Annotated in this window: 22 protein-coding genes; 3 read left to right on the forward strand and 19 right to left on the reverse strand. The window is 42.8% G+C overall.

All coding sequences use genetic code 11. The annotated features are described in order from the left end of the window. Positions 1-111: 111 nt before the first annotated feature. The 11 genes from ACFSYC_RS16605 to ACFSYC_RS16655 form a co-directional block, all read right to left on the reverse strand. Positions 112-879 (reverse strand): phosphodiester glycosidase family protein, encoded by a 768-nt coding sequence (locus ACFSYC_RS16605; protein ID WP_377129851.1) that lies wholly within the window; start codon positions 877-879, stop codon positions 112-114. 99 nt (positions 880-978) lie between these two features. Then, a complete protein-coding gene (locus ACFSYC_RS16610; RefSeq protein WP_377129853.1) occupies positions 979-1,344 on the reverse strand; it encodes a hypothetical protein in 366 nt (121 codons plus the stop codon). A gap of 5 nt (positions 1,345-1,349) precedes the next feature. Next, positions 1,350-2,414 carry a beta-ketoacyl synthase chain length factor gene (locus ACFSYC_RS16615; RefSeq protein ID WP_377129855.1) on the reverse strand — a complete coding sequence of 355 codons (1,065 nt, stop codon included), beginning with the start codon at positions 2,412-2,414 and terminating at the stop codon, positions 1,350-1,352. Positions 2,415-2,416: 2 nt separating this feature from the next. After that, positions 2,417-3,616: a beta-ketoacyl-[acyl-carrier-protein] synthase family protein gene (locus tag ACFSYC_RS16620; protein WP_377129857.1), complete on the reverse strand. Its 1,200-nt coding sequence runs from the start codon at positions 3,614-3,616 to the stop codon at positions 2,417-2,419. Next, entirely contained in the window at positions 3,617-4,090 is a 474-nt protein-coding gene (locus ACFSYC_RS16625; RefSeq protein ID WP_377129859.1) for a hypothetical protein, read from the reverse strand. It abuts the gene before it with no gap. 315 nt (positions 4,091-4,405) lie between these two features. Next, positions 4,406-5,533 (reverse strand): beta-ketoacyl-[acyl-carrier-protein] synthase family protein, encoded by a 1,128-nt coding sequence (locus ACFSYC_RS16630; RefSeq protein WP_377129861.1) that lies wholly within the window; start codon positions 5,531-5,533, stop codon positions 4,406-4,408. Then, on the reverse strand, positions 5,533-5,949 hold the full coding sequence (locus tag ACFSYC_RS16635) for a 3-hydroxyacyl-ACP dehydratase (protein ID WP_377129863.1): 417 nt from the start codon (positions 5,947-5,949) through the stop codon (positions 5,533-5,535). Before ACFSYC_RS16635 ends, ACFSYC_RS16630 begins: the two co-directional genes overlap by 1 nt. Further along, on the reverse strand, positions 5,946-6,674 hold the full coding sequence (gene fabG / locus ACFSYC_RS16640) for a 3-oxoacyl-ACP reductase FabG (protein ID WP_377129865.1): 729 nt from the start codon (positions 6,672-6,674) through the stop codon (positions 5,946-5,948). The genes ACFSYC_RS16635 and fabG overlap by 4 nt, the downstream gene beginning before the upstream one ends. A gap of 3 nt (positions 6,675-6,677) precedes the next feature. Beyond that, the gene (locus tag ACFSYC_RS16645) at positions 6,678-8,219 is read right to left on the reverse strand and encodes an HAL/PAL/TAL family ammonia-lyase (RefSeq protein ID WP_377129866.1); all 1,542 of its coding nucleotides are present in this window, start codon (positions 8,217-8,219) and stop codon (positions 6,678-6,680) included. Between the two features lie 113 nt (positions 8,220-8,332). After that, positions 8,333-9,619, reverse strand: a complete 1,287-nt coding sequence (locus tag ACFSYC_RS16650) for a phenylacetate--CoA ligase family protein (RefSeq protein ID WP_377129868.1) — start codon at positions 9,617-9,619, stop codon at positions 8,333-8,335. A 30-nt stretch (positions 9,620-9,649) separates the two neighbouring features. Continuing rightward, entirely contained in the window at positions 9,650-10,513 is an 864-nt protein-coding gene (locus tag ACFSYC_RS16655) for an alpha/beta hydrolase family esterase (RefSeq protein WP_377129870.1), read from the reverse strand. A gap of 150 nt (positions 10,514-10,663) precedes the next feature. On the opposite strand from ACFSYC_RS16655, the gene ACFSYC_RS16660 reads away from it, so the two are divergent. Beyond that, positions 10,664-10,918, forward strand: a complete 255-nt coding sequence (locus ACFSYC_RS16660; protein ID WP_377129872.1) for a hypothetical protein — start codon at positions 10,664-10,666, stop codon at positions 10,916-10,918. A gap of 75 nt (positions 10,919-10,993) precedes the next feature. Here ACFSYC_RS16660 and ACFSYC_RS16665 read toward each other — a convergent pair whose 3' ends face one another. Next, positions 10,994-11,638 carry a redoxin domain-containing protein gene (locus ACFSYC_RS16665; RefSeq protein WP_377129873.1) on the reverse strand — a complete coding sequence of 215 codons (645 nt, stop codon included), beginning with the start codon at positions 11,636-11,638 and terminating at the stop codon, positions 10,994-10,996. A gap of 456 nt (positions 11,639-12,094) precedes the next feature. Between ACFSYC_RS16665 and ACFSYC_RS16670 the strand changes: the two genes are divergently transcribed. Beyond that, on the forward strand, positions 12,095-12,337 hold the full coding sequence (locus ACFSYC_RS16670) for a MoaD/ThiS family protein (protein WP_377129875.1): 243 nt from the start codon (positions 12,095-12,097) through the stop codon (positions 12,335-12,337). A gap of 5 nt (positions 12,338-12,342) precedes the next feature. After that, entirely contained in the window at positions 12,343-12,762 is a 420-nt protein-coding gene (locus ACFSYC_RS16675) for a molybdenum cofactor biosynthesis protein MoaE (protein WP_377129877.1), read from the forward strand. Between the two features lie 43 nt (positions 12,763-12,805). Here the strand turns inward: ACFSYC_RS16675 and moeB are convergent, their stop codons facing one another. The 7 genes from moeB to ACFSYC_RS16710 form a co-directional block, all read right to left on the reverse strand. Continuing rightward, on the reverse strand, positions 12,806-13,867 hold the full coding sequence (gene moeB / locus ACFSYC_RS16680) for a molybdopterin-synthase adenylyltransferase MoeB (RefSeq protein WP_377129879.1): 1,062 nt from the start codon (positions 13,865-13,867) through the stop codon (positions 12,806-12,808). 4 nt (positions 13,868-13,871) lie between these two features. Beyond that, positions 13,872-15,035: an NTP transferase domain-containing protein gene (locus tag ACFSYC_RS16685; protein ID WP_377129881.1), complete on the reverse strand. Its 1,164-nt coding sequence runs from the start codon at positions 15,033-15,035 to the stop codon at positions 13,872-13,874. Next, entirely contained in the window at positions 15,016-15,492 is a 477-nt protein-coding gene (moaC, locus tag ACFSYC_RS16690; RefSeq protein WP_377129883.1) for a cyclic pyranopterin monophosphate synthase MoaC, read from the reverse strand. The genes ACFSYC_RS16685 and moaC overlap by 20 nt, the downstream gene beginning before the upstream one ends. After that, the gene (locus ACFSYC_RS16695) at positions 15,492-16,697 is read right to left on the reverse strand and encodes a molybdopterin molybdotransferase MoeA (protein ID WP_377129885.1); all 1,206 of its coding nucleotides are present in this window, start codon (positions 16,695-16,697) and stop codon (positions 15,492-15,494) included. Before ACFSYC_RS16695 ends, moaC begins: the two co-directional genes overlap by 1 nt. Before the next feature lie 53 nt (positions 16,698-16,750). Next, positions 16,751-17,740 (reverse strand): GTP 3',8-cyclase MoaA, encoded by a 990-nt coding sequence (gene moaA, locus ACFSYC_RS16700; protein ID WP_377129887.1) that lies wholly within the window; start codon positions 17,738-17,740, stop codon positions 16,751-16,753. Positions 17,741-17,808: 68 nt separating this feature from the next. Beyond that, positions 17,809-18,876, reverse strand: coding sequence for an aldose epimerase family protein (locus tag ACFSYC_RS16705; RefSeq protein ID WP_377129889.1), 1,068 nt, complete (start codon positions 18,874-18,876; stop codon positions 17,809-17,811). A 10-nt stretch (positions 18,877-18,886) separates the two neighbouring features. Then, positions 18,887-19,750, reverse strand: a complete 864-nt coding sequence (locus tag ACFSYC_RS16710; protein WP_377129892.1) for an HAD-IIA family hydrolase — start codon at positions 19,748-19,750, stop codon at positions 18,887-18,889. Positions 19,751-19,779: the final 29 nt, after the last annotated feature.

Here is a 19,779-nt window from a genome sequence, read left to right on the forward strand (position 1 = left end):
CTGCCCTTTTAGGAACCGGTGTATGGTATTTATTATCTTGGATAACTTTAGCCCTCCCAATCTTCATTATTGTTTGGAAAGTAAGCCTGCCTAAGCCTGCTGCTAAAAGCGTTAAGGCTTTTGCACCAAGACCACGTTAGCCACTTTACGCGCGCCTTCGTGATCCCATTTTTTGTTATCAGTTGGATAATTGACAACGTTATTGTCTGTATGGCCTTTTACCCACATGGTGGTTGAACCGCCCCCATCAAGGTTTATTCCATCTTTGGCCTTTAACCATTTAATAAGTTTCGTCATTTCAACCAATCCCATTCCGGCTGCTTTATCATTACGGCCATCAATAGTAATCAGTAAAATACGATTCTTCGTAACTGCAACTCCCGTACGCGGATGCCTTGTTTTAACGAACGACGAGTTAGTATCTACCAGATTATAGTTACTGTTAAAGGCAAGCACCGGGCCGGCTACCATAACATCTCCATTTAGTTTATTTTCCCAATCCTTAGCGCCATCCCATTTAGCAATTGACAATTTACCGTCATTAAATACCAAAGCACCTTGTTGATGTTCAACCCTGCCACCCTTACCCAAGTTTGGTGCAATGCCTATACCATCAACCCTGATCAGATCAACCGAACCACCGTTTTTTACATCGAAGAACCCACCATTGATAGCAGCAACGGCATTGTACTCCTTGGCAAATTCACTAACGGTCTTTAATGTCTTGGCAGAGTAGCCAAGAGCCAATTTTATTTTACGGTTAGGCTTTATCTCTATGACGTTTATATTTTGGTTTGATTTAAACAGATCACCCTTAAACTCATAGTGTTTTAAAATAATCCTGCGGCTTATCCTCTTGCTTTCCCATTTTGCATTCACAATGTAGCCGAATCAGTTTGGGCAACGGCGTTAATAGCTGTTAGTAAGGCGGCAACAGTAAAAAGTTATATTTCTTCATGGCGATAATGGAACGCGGCGTTATAAAACTTCGGCAAAGGTCGCTTGCAGTTTCATACAAACCAAGTCGCCAAAAGATATGCTTGCATTAACTTTAATGCCGCTTTCTGCTGATTGATAATTTATTTGAAGCTGTAAGCGCTTAGCACTTGGCGTAACCAGCGATAGAAATTTAATGTTGTCCGCTTTTGCCAAACGCAATGTCACTTTCAAAGTATTGGCTAAAACGTCCTTTATAATTTGCAGCATGCAAGCCCCGGGCACTACCGGCTGATCTGGAAAATGACCATCGAATATCTCATTTAACTGATCTATCTCTAACCCCGCATCGATTGAATTCGGGTGATGATTGAGTGAAGTGATATTAAATATTGGTATTGTCTGCATAGAAATTAACAGGCCGAAAGGAGCGTGATGGAATGGTAAGTGTTTTGGTAGTGATTATAGATCAGGATCTTTCTCGGTGCGTCATTGTTGATTTTTCCATTGGTAACCACCGCAGGGACAGTTTGCTGTTTGATTATATTTGACGCCAGCCATAAACCAAATGAAATTGAGGTAGCATATTCGCCGCTTAAATGTTTGAAGTAAGCTTTTGATGTATTAGCAAACAGCGATTGATCCAGAGCTTCGTAAACCGAATCATTTTTGGTATCGCCGTTTTTACCGGTTATCACCAAGTCAATGTTGTCTATCGTTGACGAATGCTCCGCCAAAAATGCTTTGATCTTAGCGTCGACGTCAAAATTACCGGAAGCATCAAAAAATGTACGATTTGCCACTAACTCGGCAAGGTTATCTTCCGATGGCTTATCTGTCAGCGTAAAAAACACTGCGCCCTCCCCACTTACAGTACCGTTTGATTTTACATTCAACAGGTCAAGGTTTGAAATCGGCCAGCGCTTATATAAGCCTAAACGGGTCAGTATTTTAAACGCAGTGTCGGTCATTTCCTCCGTACCCCCAACCAATATATCATTGGCATCGCCTTCTTTCAAAAGCATAGTAGCGTCAAGCAAAGCGCTTTCAAAAGATATGCCTTTGTGCACAAAAGTATTATTATAGCCATGGCACTTAAGCACCAGGGCTATCTGCGCCGCAACCGTATTATGGGTTGACTGTATAAATGCCGTTGGTGGCAGCATTTGCTCCTCCATCTCAATAATGCGTTGTAAAAACGTGATAGTATCTTCCTGGCATCCTAAAGCAGTGCCGGTTATGATAGCACCAGGCATAGACACATCAGCATCGCGTAAGCATTGCATAGCTGCGGCTACCCCCATTTTAATAATGCGGCTCATGCGCCGGGCAAGTTTGGGGTCTAAAAATTCTTTATAATCCGGTTCAATGGCGCTTAACCGCGTGCCGGTAACGGCTACAGGTTCTGTTAAAAAAGGAGCATTGCCAAAAGTATTTTGAGCAGAGACAGCGGACGCAGATCTGATGTAAACTTTCATAGCTAAACCGCCGAAAATATTAGTGATGTACAATTGCCGCCAAAACCAAACGAGTTTGACATTACGTTTTTTATAGGCTGGCCTTTTAAAAATTTTGTTTCGGGGGCAAAAGGTAACTCTTGCATCTGTGTTTCAAAACGAAGGTTAGGATAAATCAAGCCATGCTTGATAGCTAAGACAGAAAACACAGCTTCGACCCCACCACTTGCACCTAAGGTGTGCCCGGTAAATGATTTGGTCGAACTTAAGGGTGGGTAGTCAGGTTCAAATAGTCGTTTTATGGCAGTTCCTTCTGCACTATCGTTATTTGGCGTGCCGGTGCCATGCAAATTAATGTAGTCAATGTCGCAAGGTTTTAAGCCTGCTTTATTAAGTGCGCCTTGCATAGCCATATAAGACCCAGTACCATCCGGCGACGAGGCTGTTTGATGATAAGCGTCATTACTGTTGTTATAACCGCTTAAAGCGCAGTAAACAGGCTTATTTAAGGTTTTTGAAACCTTGTCTGATACTAACACGACATATCCAGCACCTTCACCAAGGTTTAAGCCCTCGCGATTAGCGTCAAAAGGCTTACAAAACTGTTTGTCTAATATCATTAGGGTATTAAACCCGTTAAGGGTAAACTTGACTAGTGCATCCACTCCTCCGGCAATAACTACGTCCAAAATATCATTCTTGATCAATCTCGCCCCGTAAAATATCGCATTAGCTGACGACGAGCAGGCCGTACTTATGGTAGTAAGGTAATCAGATATACCCAATTCATTCGCCACCACTTCGGTCATGCTGCCGCATTCATGGTCAAATACGTTTCTCAGTTTACCTTTATCATTGTCATTCAAAAAGTCAATGAAGAAATCCTCGCTCTTATCCATTCCGCCTACGGTGTTGGCAGAAACAAAGCCAGTGCGCAAGTCAGAAAAATTTGGAATAGCGGCATCATTTAAGGCTTCACGTGCGGCCACCAAACTCAATGTCTTTGTGCGACTTAAATGGGCTGGCAAACCAGCCAATGCGGCTAGTGAACTGTTGTCTAACTTCACCTCAGCCACGGGCAGTTCCCCAACATGTAAGGTATTCAGCATGGTAATATCACCCATACCGGCTTCGCCCCGCTCAAGCGCAGCCAGGTTTTCGGCAACATTGTTACCAATAGCTGTAATAACTCCCACACCCGCAATGTAAACTGGCACGCTCATTTATAGTTTATCAATTACTAAATTATCGAATATATTATCCAAATTGGTTTCGGTAAGCGGGATAGCGTTGTTACGCTTTTCCTTTTCTACTAAAAACAACACAGCTTTGTAGTCATCACCTAAAACATCTACCCAACCGCAAATGCAGGCTTTTAAAACACCGTTAGCTAACAAACCATTAACATAATTTGCTATAAAGGCCGCATCAAATTGTTCAAATATAAAAAACGCATCCTCGCCTTTAAAATTATTGCGGATACAAATTTCGCCTATCATGATGTTTGGCAGTGTGTACACAAACAACGCCGGACTAGGTACATCAGCAATACTGTTATTATACCGCTTGTCGCTATCTAAACTTGCATTGGCGTTCGAGAAGATCAACCCCACTTCTTCGGGCTGATATCTTTTTACATCGGCCCCGCCCAGCAACACCTCTGCAGCCAACCACCCAAGTTTGCTTAGGTTATCCATTTTGTAAAACTTGGGATATGTAACACCCAAATGCAGGTACACCGATAGCAAAAAAGCAGGCAGATCGGCATCACGATTCTCAAAAATCGGCCGTTCGCTTTTGTAAACGACATTTTTGACGATGGTGCAATTCGATGTGATGTAACTATTTAACTGCAAGTGAGTATTTGTTTGATTATAAATATATTACAATTTTATAGGTGCCACTTTGACAGAGAGAATTCACTCCCAATTTATCATTAAATTCACGTTGCCCCATGCAGATATACTCTGACATTTTAAGCCATCCGGCCCTGCATCGGCGAGGTTACTTTACTATTTACTAAACACCACCGCTGCGTTACACCCGCCAAAACCTGATGCCGTTTTTAAACAAGTGGTTAGCCGCTTTGGTGTTAGGGTCGTGCAAATATTTATTGTATCGGGTACGCCTATGGTTTCGAAACCTAAGGTCGGTACAATGATGCTTTCTTTTAACGATTGCAGTGAAATTATGGATTCAATTAACCCCGCAGCTCCGAGAGTATGCCCGTAATACCCTTTTAAGCTATTTGCCGGCACAGCAGCTAAACCAGCCAGGGAAATCGCTTTAGCTTCCATTTCATCATTATAGCTTGTTGCTGTACCGTGTGCTGAAATCAGGTCAATATCGTCAGCCGATAAACCAGCCATGCTTAAAGAGCGCTTAATTGCCCCGGCTAGCTCTTCTCCTGTCCGTGAGGGAGCAGAAATATGGTTGGCATCGTTTGACACGGCCCCACCCAAAACTTTAATCCTATCGGCGTATTTGGCCTTTGTAGATAATATCATTGTCGCCGCACCTTCGCCAAGTGTAATGCCTGTTCGATTTTTATCAAAAGGTTTACAGGGCTCGCGGCTAATTGCCTGAAACGATTGAAAACCTGATAACACAAACTTACTGATCTCGTCGGCACCAACTACAACGGCGTTTTCATATTGGCCGGACTGCAATAACCGCATCCCGGTTAGGATGGCCATAATGCCAGATATACAGGCGTTAGAGACAATCAATGGTTTATTTACGAAGCCAAAATAATCAGCAACAACTTTGGCTGACGAATGTAAGGCAATGCGCTCATTCAAATCTGGTGCATTAGGCTCAGTCTCTAAAAGGCTAATGTTTCCTTTAGTGGTTGATACAATAAGGATCGTCTTTTTGTCAGTTGCTGGTGTGTCACAATTTCGAAGCGCATCTTCAATTGATACTATCAATAAACGCTCAAAACGACTCGTAATCAATTTATTGTCAAAATGTATTTCGTTTGAGCTAAAAAGCGACGCATACACCGAATCTGCAGAAAGTGCAGCATTTTGATGCTGTTTAATACCTGACACACCTTGGGTTATCCGTTCAAAGTTTTGGACGGTTGTAGTACCTATAGGCGAGTAAATATTGTCGGCTACTACGTAAACTGCTGACATTATTGATTGATAAATATTTTCATTTCGCAGGTCGCAACTACCGCGTCATTGCACCAAATAGTGCCCGACACTATGCCGGCATCGAATACCTGCACTTCTATTTTCACTTCGGTGGTCAGGCTGTCTCCTACTTTCGGCAGGCTGTGAACCTCAAAATTTTTAACCTGCCCAATATAACCGTTAGCTACCGGGCGGTTTTCTATCCGCGCCATATTGCCAGATCCCGCTGCGGCGGTTTGCGCGATATTCTCCATCAGGCCCGCCTCGCTAAAGTATCCGTTTATTGAAAACACATTGTCGCCGGGGATAGTAAAACCCGTACGGGTTGTATTATCGTCAGAAAAAAGCAACCTGTCCACCATAACAAATGGCGGCTGCTGGGGTATAAGCGACAATATGTCGATATGCTTCGTCATGAATACAATCCGCCATTGATAGACAATACCTCACCGGTAATGTATGATGCACCTTTGGATGCCAGGAAACCAACCGCACTGGCAACCTCTTCAGGCGTGCCAAATCGGTTAACCGGAATACTCCTTTTTAGTTCCTTTTCATCCAGGCCTTCGGTCATATCGGTTTTGATAAACCCTGGTGCTACAGCATTTACTGTAATGCCACTGCGGCCTACCTCTTGCGCTAGCGCTTTGGTAGCGCCTATAACGCCAGCCTTAGCAGCCGAATAGTTGGTCTGGCCCGGCAGGCCTTTCAACCCAGACAGGGAAACAACATTAACAATGCGGCCATAACGGTTCATCATCATGCCCTCTAAAACAAGGCGGGTGATGTAAAAGAAACTATTAAGACTGGTGTTAATTACCTTATCCCATTGCTCGTCTTTCAGCCAAACCATGAGGCTGTCGTCGCGGACGCCTGCGTTATTAACCAACACTTCAATTACCTTGTCTTCATTAGCTTTTAGCCAAGCACTTAGCACGTCGTTTACCTGCTGTTTATCGGCAACGTCAAACTGCATTGTCTCGCCGTTGGCTCCAGCTTGCTTTACCAACTCCAGCGTATTATTTGCCTCATCGGTATTGCTTTTATAGTTAATTAAGACGTAGTAACCCATAGCGGCCAACTTAATACAAATTGCCCGGCCGATGCCTCGTGATCCGCCTGTAACTAATGCGCAGTTCATGCTTTAATCAATATTAGGGTCATTGGTCTCTAAGAACTGTTTTACCCTTTCAACATCTTTATATTTCGGTGTATCCTCAACAAATACAGGGAAAAATGCCCTAATTGCGTTATATACCGATAAGGTATGCGGTGCAAGCCTGTCCTGGCATTTCAGGTAATCAATAGCCTGCAATACGGTCATCATTTGAATGGCCAGTACTGCAAAAGTATTATCAATTACCTTGCTGGTCATAATCGCGGCGTTGCAGCCCATGCTTACAATATCCTGGTTATCATTATTATTGGGTATGCTGTGTACATACATAGGGAATGACAGTGTCTGGTTTTCTGCGACGGTGGATGTAGCCGTAAATTGAACACCCTGCATACCAAAATTGAAGCCCAAAACACCTAGGTTTACAAATGGCGGAAATTTTTGATTCAGTTTATCATTAACGAGGTAGTTTAGCTGTCGCTCTGATAGCATAGATAGCTTAGTAATAGCTATCTTAAGCTTGTCCATCTCAAGTGATACATAATCACCGTGGAAGTTACCACCGTGAAAAACGTTTTGGTTCACGTGGTCTATCACGGGGTTATCATTCACAGAATTTAGCTCATTTGTTAAAACCTCTTCGGCATTAACAATGGTATCATGTATGGGGCCCAACACCTGCGTCACGCAGCGTAAAGAATAGTATTCCTGTACCTTATCTTCAAATATTTCCTGGTCTATATTATCCGGGCGGTACAGGTGTTCGCTACGGTTACGGATCATTTTACTGCCTTTCAAAATGTCACGCAGCATAAGGGCTATTCTGTTTTGCCCCTTATGATGTTTTACAATATTCAACTCATGCGAAAAGTGGTCATCATACGCTTCTACAACTTCATTGGTCATGGCTGATAATATAGCGGACCATCCCAGTAATTTATGCCCCTGAACAATATTGATCATGCCAATACCAGTCATGGCAGATGTACCGTTTATGGTAGCCAACCCTTCACGAACATGAATGGATAGCGGTTTTATACCAAGGCTTTCATAAACCTCACTTGTAGGCTGAATTGATCCTTTGTAAATCACTTCACCCTCTCCTATCAGCACTAAACCTAAATGGGCCAATTGCACCAAATCGCCGCTGGCGCCAACGCCACCGTGCTCGAAAATACATGGGGTAACGTCCTTATTAATTAACGTCACCAGCAATTCCACGATATCTGTATGGATACCAGAAAAACCCTGTATCAGGCTATTTAAACGGGCCACCATAACGGCACGAGTTTGCCTTACGGTAAGCAAGTTGCCACTACCCGAGCTATGGCTGCGGATTAAGTTATACTGCAGTGCCAGCAAATTCTCCTCGCTCACCTTGTATTGCGCCATAGGGCCAAAGCCGGTGTTTATGCCGTATATCAGTTTATTTGAAGAAAAGCTTTGCAGGAACTTAAAATTGGTCTCAATTTTGGTTAAAGCTGAGGGAGACAATGTAACCGGCTTTTGTTTAAATACGATATCGTTAAAGTCGGCTAAAGAAAGGACATGCTGTCCAACAGTTATCATAAGCAATTATTAGTGATCAAAATCAATAAACCCAAACACGACCTAATAGTTTGCTGTGCAGGATGACAAATATAATTGATTTTAGTGATTACTGACCACAGAAAGGCGATTAGTTAGCTAGATTGAGCTACCCGCTTGTCAATAAACTTAACCGCTTTGCGCACTGCTTCCGGAAACTGCATTTTCTGCATTTGCTCGGCATTAATATATGCAACATGCGGGCTAACCCTTAGTCGTGCCTGTAAGTAAGCGCGGATACGGTTGTCGCAGGCTTTACTCTCATCTTGTGGTAATAGATGCAGCAGTACCTCATCCATCCCAATTTCATTAGAGTATACTTCTACTACGTAATCCAACACTTCCTCCATCTCGTTCAACAGGTCGAACATAGCTGGTGGATATAGCGTTGTGCCCTTAAATTTAATCATTTGCTTTTTGCGGCCTATAATAGGCGACAGACGCATGGTTGGTCTGCCGCAAGCGCAGGGCTCATCAAAATACATACAAATGTCGCCCGTCTTGTAACGCAGTAGCGGCATGCCTTCAACCCCCAATGTAGTGATAGTTAGCTCACCCGGAGTATTTGCCGGTACCGGGTTATTATCGTCATCTAGTAGCTCTGCAATTACCAGATCAGGCTGCAGGTGGCCGCCGCGACCCTCGCTGCATTCGGTAAAAGCGGTCTGCATCTCCGTGGAGGCGTAAGTTGAATACAGCTCAACACCCCAGGCTTCCGTTATTTTCTTACCAAGGATATTAAGCGAAAAATCGGAATTACGAATATTCTCGCCAATGCAGATGGCCTTTTTAACCGATGTTTTATTAAGATCGATGTTATGATCCTTTGCCGTTTGTATCAGCTTTAAAATAAATGATGGCACGGCAACTATAGCAGTGGAGTTTAAACGCTGAATAGTTTCTATCTGTAACAATGGCACCCCGGGGCCTAAACGAACAATCCCCGCCCCCATTTTACGCAAACCGGAGTAATAAGCAATGCCCGCCATAAATTGACGGTCAAGGGTGAGCATCAACTGATATATATCATCCTGACTGCCGCCTGCACAAACAAAAGAGTTATACTCATTCAGCGTCAAACGGGCAAGATCGCTGTCTGTGAGCGCTATGGTGACCGGGCTACCCAAAGTACCCGATGTCGACGCATACTCTATTACCTGCTGCTTTGGTACACATAAAAAATCATTATTGCGTTGCTGCAGGTCCTCTTTGCTTGTAGTGGGTATGCATTGAAGGTCTTCCAGCGTTTTTATCCTTGCGATATCAATCTGGTGCTCGGCAAAAAGCGCTTTATAAAAAGGCGAGTTTGTACTTATATGAGCCAGTAATTGTTGTAGCTTTTCTTCCTGTGATATTTTGATGCTTTGGGCGGATATGCTCATATAAAGCAAAGAAACAAAATTTTGTGATACTTAATGACCCAGCTTGTATTGTTTAAAAAAGTTCCAGATCTCCTGGCAGGCATCAAGGTTCCGCGATGTTTTGCCAATAATAAATGTCGGTAGGTATTGCTTGCCGTTAGGCCAGGTATGCCCGCCATTAAAAACAGTATAGCTCAGCACTTTCATACCATTTTTGGGATTTTGATATTCAGCCTTTAAAATACTGGTGCCATCGTCGGCCACATCTGGTAACTCGGTGAGTACAGGGTCAGGTAAACATCCGTCAAGCGTAACCCATTTTTGTACAATAGCATCGTGCGAATAAATTTTGCGCCCAAACAGTTTGCCACCGTCATAAGAAACTATTGGATCTTTAGTTCCATGAATGTATAATGCAGGCATTGGCCGCTTTAAATCATATCCCTCGCCTATATCCAATGTTGCCGCTACTATGGCTATGCCTGCTATGCGCTCGTTTAACTGGCAAGCTAAACGTGCCGTCATAAAACCACCGTTAGAAATACCGGTAACATACACTCGTTTCGGATCTATGTTATAGTTGTCAATAGCATAGTCTATCAGCTTACCGATAAACTTAACATCGTCTATACCACTATCGTCATTACCATCGTGCCATATACGTTTTGAAGCCGGGCAAATCACTATAAATTGTCCTTTATCTGCAACAGGTTTAAAATTTGCAAGCTTAAACATTCCTTTGGGGCTCGCGAAGCCGCCATGCAGAGATAATACCAAAGGCACCTTACCCGGTTTTGTGGTGTTTGGAATATAAGTCAGGAAAGAGCGCTTGTTGCCGTCAATAGTCAATTGACCTTTAACTTCCCGGCCTTTGTCTTGAGGAAATGATTGTAACGAAGTAATTATAAAAAGCAAAGTAAAAAGATAGCGCATAAACAAGTTTTATTGTATAATAACAACCAACTTAAAAACGTTTATTAGCCAGTTACGGTTTTATTTAAAACCCTTTTACATATTTATAGTTATACCATTAACTGTTTTATCAGCTACTCAAATTTTGTAAACATGAAGATCATCCAAACATTATCACTAGCAGTAGTTTTGGCCTGCGGGGTAAGCTTTGCCAGTGCGCAATTGCCACCACCGCCACCGCGCCCCTCATTGCCTAAAATAAATTTAAGATTGCCACCACGACCGCCTGCGCCTCCGGGTGCGCCGCCCGCGCCATCGTTTAAACGCAGTTCAACTACATCAACAAAAAAAGTGGTTAAGCGCCACTACTATTATAAAAACGGTAAACGTTACTACCGCACTTACTAAAACGAAAAGAGCCGCTCATCTGTTAGATGAAGCGGCTTCTTTTCTACTTGTAAACCAAACCAAATAATTTTTCCTTTACGCTGATCTTTTATGAATAGTAACCAGCGCTGCACCGTATACCGCGTTTATCAAGTCATCGGCAATAAATTTCTTTTCCAATGTGGTGTCAATATGGTGGTAAACGATGTGCCTGTCTGTATCTATTACGTAAATAGCTAATCGAGCCACATTTACATCTATGCCCGAAAACGTGTTCCAGGTCGGATCTTCGTCAGCATAGACCCTAAACTTTTTAGCTATCTCATTATTGGTATCATAATAAAAATTTAGCGACAGGCTGTGCTCCCAGGTTATTCTTGCCAGTTCTTTGTCATTGATCTCGTCTGTTAAGATCAATAGATTACCGCCATTTGCTTTTATTTCATTTTGTAAGCCATTTAGTTGGATTAATTGGTTTATCCCATGCTCGCCCCAATGTTTTGAGTAAAAAGCAATGGTTAAAGGCTTACCAAATAAATGTTTTAATGATATGGGGCCTCCTATCGGTGCACCATTATAAAAGTTTTTCCAACGTTTGTAGTCTGTAACCAGGTTAATGTCTGGTATAAGGTTACCGGTTTTAACCGGGTTTAATTTTTTATATACTTTATAAGTAAGGTCATTATCATCAATGATTTCAGACAAATCAAAAAAGGGATATTTGCTTATAGTAGTTAACATGTGTAGTAGTTTGAAGGTTATTTATTTATTGAAAGATTCCATTATATTAAACCGGCGCCACACATTCGGAAGCCTTTTGTTTGCCTGCCTGAGAGGATACGGAGTACATATATTTGTTTGCGTTTCACTACTTGTATTTCAATTACAATTCAAATATACTACTAAACACATAGACTTTATAGTATATTATAAGAAATAATACTATATAGTTGTAAATCAATGATATAATTTTAAATAATCCATAAAATATCTGGTGCAATATATGTTAAAGTACAAGTGAGCTGGCATTTGCAACAGCTTAGTGATCGGCCAATCTCCTCTAATCTCAAGTTGGATCATCAAATTTTTGGAAAACTATATGTTGACATAGGGGATAATTTTAATGTAACTTTAAAAACAAAGTAGCGGCCCCTTTTTAATTTAAACGCTGCCAGGTTATATCAAAGAATAAGGCAAATGAGAATCAACATATTAGCTTTTGGTATTGCGAAGGAAATTTTCGAAGCCCCGGAAATTGAGCTTGTTATGAATAATGATGCTACAGTATCGAACTTAAAATATCTATTAGAAACTCAATACCCGCGGCTAAAACATCTGGCTGCATACATGGTGGCGATTAATAACGAATATGCGTTAGATGGCGATACGGTACATGAACGTGATGAAATTGCTATAATACCCCCTGTTAGCGGAGGATAGATGATATGAGTATTGAAATTAAACTTTCCATGTCTACTTTAAACGTGCAACAGTGTGTTGATTGGGTGACGTCGCCTGATTGTGGCGGGATTGACGTATTTATTGGCACGGTGCGAAACGCTACTAAGGGCAAAGCAGTAATGCGCCTGGAGTTTGAGGCCTACGACAAAATGGCTATAGCCGAAATGGAAAAGCTAGCTAAGCAAGCCCTGGATAAATGGCCGGTACACAAAATATTGATCCATCACCGCACAGGTGTATTACAGGTGGGCGAGATACCGGTAATTATAGCTGTGGCTGCCGCACACCGGGATGCTGCGTTTGACGCTTGCCGGTATATTATTGACAGCCTTAAAAAAACCGTGCCTATCTGGAAAAAGGAAATATTTGAGGATGGCGAAGTATGGGTGGCTGCACATCCCTGATTATTATTGAATGGGTGATTAAGTGTGTAGCGCATTAGATCAACTAATCTGTATCCTCAAACCAGGCTTTTAATCCACCGGCTAAAGAGTATACTTTTGCCTGCGGATGCTTTTCGCGGATGATCTTTACAGCTTCTCCGCTCCTTTTGCCTGATGAGCAATATAAAACTTTCACCTTTTGATTGATAAGATAATCTGTATTATCGTCGATCTCGTCTGCTTCGAAGTGTATACCACCGATATCAACCTCATCACGCTCCTGATCCGTACGGATATCGATCAGATCTAAAGTGTTGTTAGTCAAACCCTGCTTAACCTGGCTTACCGACATGGTTGGCGTATCTGTTGTTTGCATTAAGGTTGTTATTTGCGTTCGGCTTACCTTACCTATTTTAACTACCCGGCTTTGCATGTTCAGCGCATCAAATAGCATCATTTTACCTGCCAGCAGTTCCCCGGCTTTGGTAATATACTTAATAACCTCATTAGCTTGTATGCAACCAATAATGCCGGCTATGGTTGGTATTACACCGCCATCTGCACAATTGGGGATTTGTGTTTCGTCAACTTTTGGGAATAAGTCGCGGTAATTGGGTGATCTGCTACCATCGGCGTTGGTTACATTCCAGACTGCAGCCTGGCCCTCAAATTGGTAAATAGCGCCGTAAACTAAGGGCTTACCTGCAATAACGCAAGCATCATTAATCAGGTAACGGGTTTCAAAATTATCAGTGCCGTCAATGATAATATCATATTGCTGGATAATATCTATGATATTATCAGAGGTTATTCTGACATCATGCGGCACAAGCGTAATGCCCGGATTTTGTTGTTTTAATTTTTGGCAGGCTACTATAACTTTCAGCTTGCCTACATCACTGGGTGTGTACAATACCTGGCGATGCAAATTACTGAGTGATACGGTGTCAAAATCCGCAATACCCAACACTCCTATTCCGGCCGCTGCCAGATATTGCGCAGAGGGGCAACCTAAACCACCCGCTCCGATGATCAATACCTTGGCCTGCCGTAAAGCCACTTGCGCATCCTTACCAAACCCCGGTAAAGCTATCTGGCAGCTGTATCGTATCAGATCGTTCTTCATTATATCAGGTAGAGGCGGTTATTTTTTGAATCTGTAGCTTTATCTTTTCAAAATCTTCAGGCGTATTAACGTTGGTTAATACACCTGCATTCAAAGGTTCTAAAATGGTGGTCTCACTGTTGATTAATACTTTGCGAGGACACGAATAGCCCTGCGCTAAGAAAGCCAACAAGACGGCGTAGCTCTTGGGCTCCCAAATAGTGATCAACGGCTCAGGGAAGCCATCAAAATCACTTTTGTAGGTAGTAGCGATAGCAGACGTATCTCTATTAGCTATCAAATGACTCAACGTTTGTGCATCAAGCAAGGGCAAATCGCAGGCAACAACTAACCAGGCGCTATCGGGCTGCGCTCTAAAAGCAGACAAGATTGCGCCGTAAGGGCCAAGATCAATAAAGGTATCGGGCAAGGTATTGTACCCCACCGCTATTTCAGATAGCTGTTCCGAACGGCATGATATAAAAACCTCATCACAATGCTGTTTCAACAAATCGGCAAGGTAATAGCGTTGCTCCTTTCCATGCCACTTAAAAGCGCCTTTATCCTGCCCCATCCTTATACTTTTGCCGCCGGCCAATACTAACCCGTTTAAAGCAGGTTTGACCTGTTGCATTTTGGTTTGGAGAAAGTTTATGATCTTATCTGTATCCTCAATTCTATAAATGGGGATCTGTTGCCAGTTTGGAATGGCTTCTTTTACAAAGTCAAACACATCATCTGCATCGGCCAATAAAAAAAGCGCTACATTGGTTAACTGCGCAACTCTTTTTTGAAGCGATGCCTTTTTGCTCTGTTGAATAACAACTACCTGTGCTTTTGCCGTATGGTGGTTACCGTTTGCCAAAACCAAGTCTGCATTTGCAAATTGCTGTAAAATATCTGTACGATTTTGCCCTTTACTGGTGTTAAACTGGTGAAAGTCTGTATGATTTGTGTACTCAAGCACAGCTCCACTCGCTAGCCGTCCGGCAGGCTGGCCGGCTTCATCGTCATGCGCTGCATCGGCATACGCGCACTTGTATTTTGGCGATAAAGCAGAAATGATGCGCTCAGCCAAAAGCTTGATATCGTCACAAGGCGCGCCGACTATAGCCCATTCATTACGACCAAAGTTGCCGGTGGCCGGTCTTGTTAGCTTGCTATGCTTCTTATGTTCTTTTGAAGTCACGCTTCCCTCCGGTTTTGGCTATCAGTTTGGTTTCTTTGATCACAATATCGTGGCTCAAGGCCTTGCACATGTCATAAATGGTTAAAGCCGCTATACTAGCGCCAACCAGGGCTTCCATTTCTATCCCGGTTTTTGCTGTGATGGACGCGGTGCAATCAATTACCACTTCCTGCTGTTGGTTAATGCTGATATTGATGTTACAGTTATCTAATCCCAATGGGTGGCAAAGCGGAATAAGGTCGCCGGTTTTTTTTGCAGCCATAATGCCTGCTATTACTGCGATCTGAAATACAGAACCCTTTTTGGTCTGCAGATCGCCGTCAACAAGCTGAGCCATAACTTCATTAGGCAATGAAACTATGCTGCGCGCCGTGGCAGTACGGTGCGTTATCGCTTTTGCCGATACATCAACCATGGTTGCTTTGCCTGCGTTATCCAGATGACTAAACCCGCCCATTATTGTAATTGATTAAATAAGTAAACCCTGTAAACTTCGCCTTTTTTAAATTCATTGATTTCTGAGGGAAGTTCCATAAAAGCGTCTGTGTCTGCTAAGTTAGCGAAATCGCCAGAACCATTACCTGCAAGTGGTGTAGCCAAAAGCTGTCCCTGACCGGTAAACTGCAGCTTTACCTGCAAATAATAAGCAAGCTGTGGCTCAAAGGTTAAATCGCTTTCTAAAACCGCAAAAATCGGTTTGCTTTCTTCCTTCCCTAAGGATGCATTTAGCCATGGGACAAAATACCGCTGCGTACACATAAACGTAGCAACCGGGTTGCCAGGAAAAGCAAACACCACCACCCCATTATCATGCTTGCCAAACCAAAATGGTTTGCCGGGTCGTTGTTGTACCTTATGAAATATTTGTTGCACCCGTAGTGCCGCCAATGCCTGCGGGATATGGTCGAACTTACCCATAGATATTCCGCCGCTCATTAGTATCACATCATAATTTTGCAGGCAAATAGCTAAGTGGTGTTGGATAACTTCCGGATCATCGGGAATATTTATCAACGACGCCTTTATACCCTCCCGTGCCAATATCGCCTGTACCATGTAATTGTTCGACCGTCTGATTTGATAAGGTGATGGCGTAGCAGCAACTTCCACTAATTCATCGCCCGATGATATGATTACTACTCTTGGCAATCTTTTCACCCGCAATTCGGCTTCGCCTACCGATGCAATTAAACTGATCACTGCCGGCGTTATAGTAGTACCGGGGCTTAACAACAAGTCGCCCTGTTTTTTGTCTGTACCTTTTAAGTGCAGGTTTTGCCCTTTTTTAACATTGGCAGCCAATACAGTAGCAATGCCCTCTTTTATTTCAATGTCCTCGTACCTGATTATTGTATCAACCGCTTCCGGCATTGCTGCGCCGGTCATTATTTCAACGCACTGATCTTCACTATTTATTTCAATAGGATTGGCGCCGGCTGCTTGGGTACCTTTGATGGCGAATGACCTTGTGCCATTTTCAAAAGCACTATAGTTGATGGCGATACCATCCATGGTAACCCGGTTAAAGGCAGGCAGATCGCGGTCGGCTTTTATAGTTTCGGCCAGTACCCGACCAAGAGCTTCATCAAACATGACGATCTCTGCGCCATAGTCTCGGGTATTTTCTAGTATTAGGCCTTCGGCTTCTTTAACCGTTATCATAGTATGTTATTTGTATAGAGGCAAACGTTTGCGTCTATTGGTTACAGCTGGGACTATCCCCCAATGGTAGCCATAGACTCATGGATACCTGTCTTCTCAACCCTTAATCGTTCGGCCTCCCAGCCGTCAGCTACACGATGGCTAAATGCGTTTAATAAAGATGCTTTAATTTCATCATCACTTAAGCCGGCCCGCATTAAATCCCTAATATTCAATACACCATCATCATACAGGCAATTCTTTAACGTGCCCTGCGGCGTTATGCGGATACGGTTACAAGTACCACAAAAGGTACGCGAGTAGGCGGCGATAATGCCGATACTACCTTTATGCCCCGGAATTTGGTAGTTATAGGATGTTGAATAGGCAGGGTCACGCACCTTTTTGATGGTGGGATAACTTGCCTGTATCTCGTTCAAAATCCTTACATGATCCCAATTTAAGCCACGATAGGTATGGTCGTCGCCATTAAAAGGCATTTCTTCAATAAAGCGGACACTAACTGGCATGTCTTTGGTAAGTTCAACCAACGGAATAATATCCTGCGTGTTTCTGCCATCCATTACCACCGCATTGATCTTAACTTCAAAATCGTGCTTCAGCAATTCGTCCAGCGTGTTCATTACATCAGCAAACTCATCGCGGCGGGTAATGGCAAAAAAGCGATTGGGGTCTAAGGTATCTAAACTCAGGTTTACCGATTTAATGCCTAATGCCTTCATTTGCGCCACATACGGTGCAGTTAATACCCCATTGGTAGTTATAGTCAGTTCTTTTAAACCAACTAATTGCGACAGCCCGGTTAGCAGGTGCATAATATCCTTACGCACAAATGGCTCCCCGCCGGTAATGCGAATCTTGTCAATACCCATGTTAACCAGGAACTCGCTTGCATGCAGCATTTCCTCGTAGGTCATTAGTTCCGCGCGTGACAGCCAATTCAGGCCCTCCTCAGGCATGCAATAAAAGCACCGCAAATTGCATCTGTCGGTTACCGCCAGGCGCATGTAGTTAATAATTCTGCCGTGATTATCTATAAGCACTAATATCCTTTTTTGATGAGGATAAAGTTAACATAAGCAACCGACAAATAAATATCATAAAATGCTACCTATGCCGAAAATTTGTAGGTGGTTTTAGTACTATACACCTCGCCCGGTTTCAACACAGTTGACGGAAACGAAGGTTGATTAGGCGAATCGGGAAAATGATGTGTCTCTAAAGCAAAACCCGTACGCGGAGTGTCTTTTACGCCACCACGGGCAATGTTGGTTCCCATCATGTAATTGCCGGTATAAAACTGCATACCGGGCTGGTCTGTAAAAACCTCGAGCTTAATTCCGGTCTGGTCGCCAGTAACCGTTGCAACCGGCACGTGTTCTGCATGCTTGTTTAATACATAGTTATGGTCGTAACCGTTGGCAATTTTCAACTGTGCGTTATCAGCATTAATGCGTTTATTTATTCGTTCAGGATTAGTAAAATCAAACGGGGTACCTTTTACGGGCGCAATTTCGCCGGTTGGTATCATAGTTTTATAAATAGGTGTATACTTATCTGCAGCTATTTGCACTACGTGAAATAGCACATCACCGTTAGCCTCGCCATTTAAATTAAAATAGGCATGGTTGGTTAAATTAACAATTGTCGTTCTATCAGTTGTAGCGTGATAATCTATCGTCAGCTCGTTATTATCGCTTAACGCGTAGGTTACTTTTACATTCAAATTGCCAGGATAACCTTCGTCGCCATGCTCAGATAACAGTTCTAACTCCACTTTTTGGTCGTCAATTTGCTTACCATTCCAAACTTTATGGCTAAAGTTTTCTTTACCGCCATGCAGGCTATTGGGGCCATTGTTTATAGGTAAAGTATACTTTACACCATCTAATGTAAATTTACCTTTAGCTATTCGGTTAGCGTATCTGCCAATAGTAGCGCCATAATAGCTCTGCTGCGTAGCCAATCCCTCAATGTTGTCAAATCCTAAAGTCACGCTGGTTAAACGGCCTTTTCTGTCCATAACCCAAACGCCAACCAAGTATGCACCGTAGTTGGTAACAGCTACTTGCATGCCATTTTTATTTTTAAGGTGATACAATTCTACAGGCAGGCCGCCAATTTTACGTGCAAAGGCTGATGCCTGCGGTACTGTTATACTTAATGGATTGTAGATCATAACTTATAAATTAAAACATCTCCGGCTGCACAACTGCCGAGTCGCATATATATGTCGGTACTATGCCTGACGCGGTGACTCTTGTATCAACATCCTTAGGTAGCGTATTGCCGGATAGCACCAAAACGGTATCAAGACCAAATTTATTGCCACCCAATATATCGGTTTGCAAAGTATCGCCTACCATCACTATCTCTTTTTTACTGATAGGCCGATGATCGCGGATCAGATCATAAGCAAACATAAACATCTGCGAGTCCGGCTTACCAAAGCGGATAAACTTTTTGCCTACAATGTTTTCTACCATCATAGCTAAACCACCAACAGCAACAGACAGGTCATGTATAGTAACCGGGTACGCATGGTCTGTGTTTGCAACTATAGCTGGTATAGTACGTTTACGCATTAAATTGATGGCTTTATTAAGGCCATCTTTCCAGTCAAAACCTTCGTCATCTAAAAACAACAAGGCTTTAATTTTATCCATGTTGCTTTCGTTCACCTCGTTGATAGGTATCGGGTGCAAGCCAAGGCTTTCAATATAATGAGCAGATCCCTCAGTACCCAAATAAGCAACCATGCCATCCGGAACCTTAAGATACAGATATTCTTTAGTTAACATCCCTGATGATATGATCCTATCGGGAGTAATAGCATGCAGGCCCATTTTGTGGTATGACGATGCCAGTTGTACCGGGCTGCGCGATGCATCGTTGGTTACAATGTAGTATTCCTTTTTTTGCTGGGCCAGGTATTCAAAAGTACGCTCAATGCCGGGCACTAAGCCCTGGTAATTTTTAAGCACCCCAAAGGCATCAAAAAAGATAACGTTATACTTGTCAATTATAGCTTTAAAGTTATCTATGCGCTTCATATAGTGGGTTGAGCCTGGTAAAAAAGTGT

Source organism: Mucilaginibacter antarcticus, assembly GCF_042686155.1.
Classification (GTDB): domain Bacteria; phylum Bacteroidota; class Bacteroidia; order Sphingobacteriales; family Sphingobacteriaceae; genus Mucilaginibacter; species Mucilaginibacter antarcticus.

What these genes read in the sequence shown, in the direction of transcription:
- ACFSYC_RS16610 (WP_377129853.1), bottom strand. Translation starts at nt 1,344, where the DNA reads ATGCAGACAATACCAATATTTAATATCACTTCACTCAATCATCACCCG.
- ACFSYC_RS16615 (WP_377129855.1), bottom strand. Translation starts at nt 2,414, where the DNA reads ATGAAAGTTTACATCAGATCTGCGTCCGCTGTCTCTGCTCAAAATACT.
- ACFSYC_RS16620 (WP_377129857.1), bottom strand. Translation starts at nt 3,616, where the DNA reads ATGAGCGTGCCAGTTTACATTGCGGGTGTGGGAGTTATTACAGCTATT.
- ACFSYC_RS16625 (WP_377129859.1), bottom strand. Translation starts at nt 4,090, where the DNA reads ATGGATAACCTAAGCAAACTTGGGTGGTTGGCTGCAGAGGTGTTGCTG.
- ACFSYC_RS16630 (WP_377129861.1), bottom strand. Translation starts at nt 5,533, where the DNA reads ATGTCAGCAGTTTACGTAGTAGCCGACAATATTTACTCGCCTATAGGT.
- ACFSYC_RS16635 (WP_377129863.1), bottom strand. Translation starts at nt 5,949, where the DNA reads ATGACGAAGCATATCGACATATTGTCGCTTATACCCCAGCAGCCGCCA.
- fabG (WP_377129865.1), bottom strand. Translation starts at nt 6,674, where the DNA reads ATGAACTGCGCATTAGTTACAGGCGGATCACGAGGCATCGGCCGGGCA.
- ACFSYC_RS16645 (WP_377129866.1), bottom strand. Translation starts at nt 8,219, where the DNA reads ATGATAACTGTTGGACAGCATGTCCTTTCTTTAGCCGACTTTAACGAT.
- ACFSYC_RS16650 (WP_377129868.1), bottom strand. Translation starts at nt 9,619, where the DNA reads ATGAGCATATCCGCCCAAAGCATCAAAATATCACAGGAAGAAAAGCTA.
- ACFSYC_RS16660 (WP_377129872.1), top strand. Translation starts at nt 10,664, where the DNA reads ATGAAGATCATCCAAACATTATCACTAGCAGTAGTTTTGGCCTGCGGG.
- ACFSYC_RS16665 (WP_377129873.1), bottom strand. Translation starts at nt 11,638, where the DNA reads ATGTTAACTACTATAAGCAAATATCCCTTTTTTGATTTGTCTGAAATC.
- ACFSYC_RS16670 (WP_377129875.1), top strand. Translation starts at nt 12,095, where the DNA reads ATGAGAATCAACATATTAGCTTTTGGTATTGCGAAGGAAATTTTCGAA.
- ACFSYC_RS16675 (WP_377129877.1), top strand. Translation starts at nt 12,343, where the DNA reads ATGAGTATTGAAATTAAACTTTCCATGTCTACTTTAAACGTGCAACAG.
- moeB (WP_377129879.1), bottom strand. Translation starts at nt 13,867, where the DNA reads ATGAAGAACGATCTGATACGATACAGCTGCCAGATAGCTTTACCGGGG.
- moaC (WP_377129883.1), bottom strand. Translation starts at nt 15,492, where the DNA reads ATGGGCGGGTTTAGTCATCTGGATAACGCAGGCAAAGCAACCATGGTT.
- ACFSYC_RS16695 (WP_377129885.1), bottom strand. Translation starts at nt 16,697, where the DNA reads ATGATAACGGTTAAAGAAGCCGAAGGCCTAATACTAGAAAATACCCGA.
- ACFSYC_RS16705 (WP_377129889.1), bottom strand. Translation starts at nt 18,876, where the DNA reads ATGATCTACAATCCATTAAGTATAACAGTACCGCAGGCATCAGCCTTT.
- ACFSYC_RS16710 (WP_377129892.1), bottom strand. Translation starts at nt 19,750, where the DNA reads ATGAAGCGCATAGATAACTTTAAAGCTATAATTGACAAGTATAACGTT.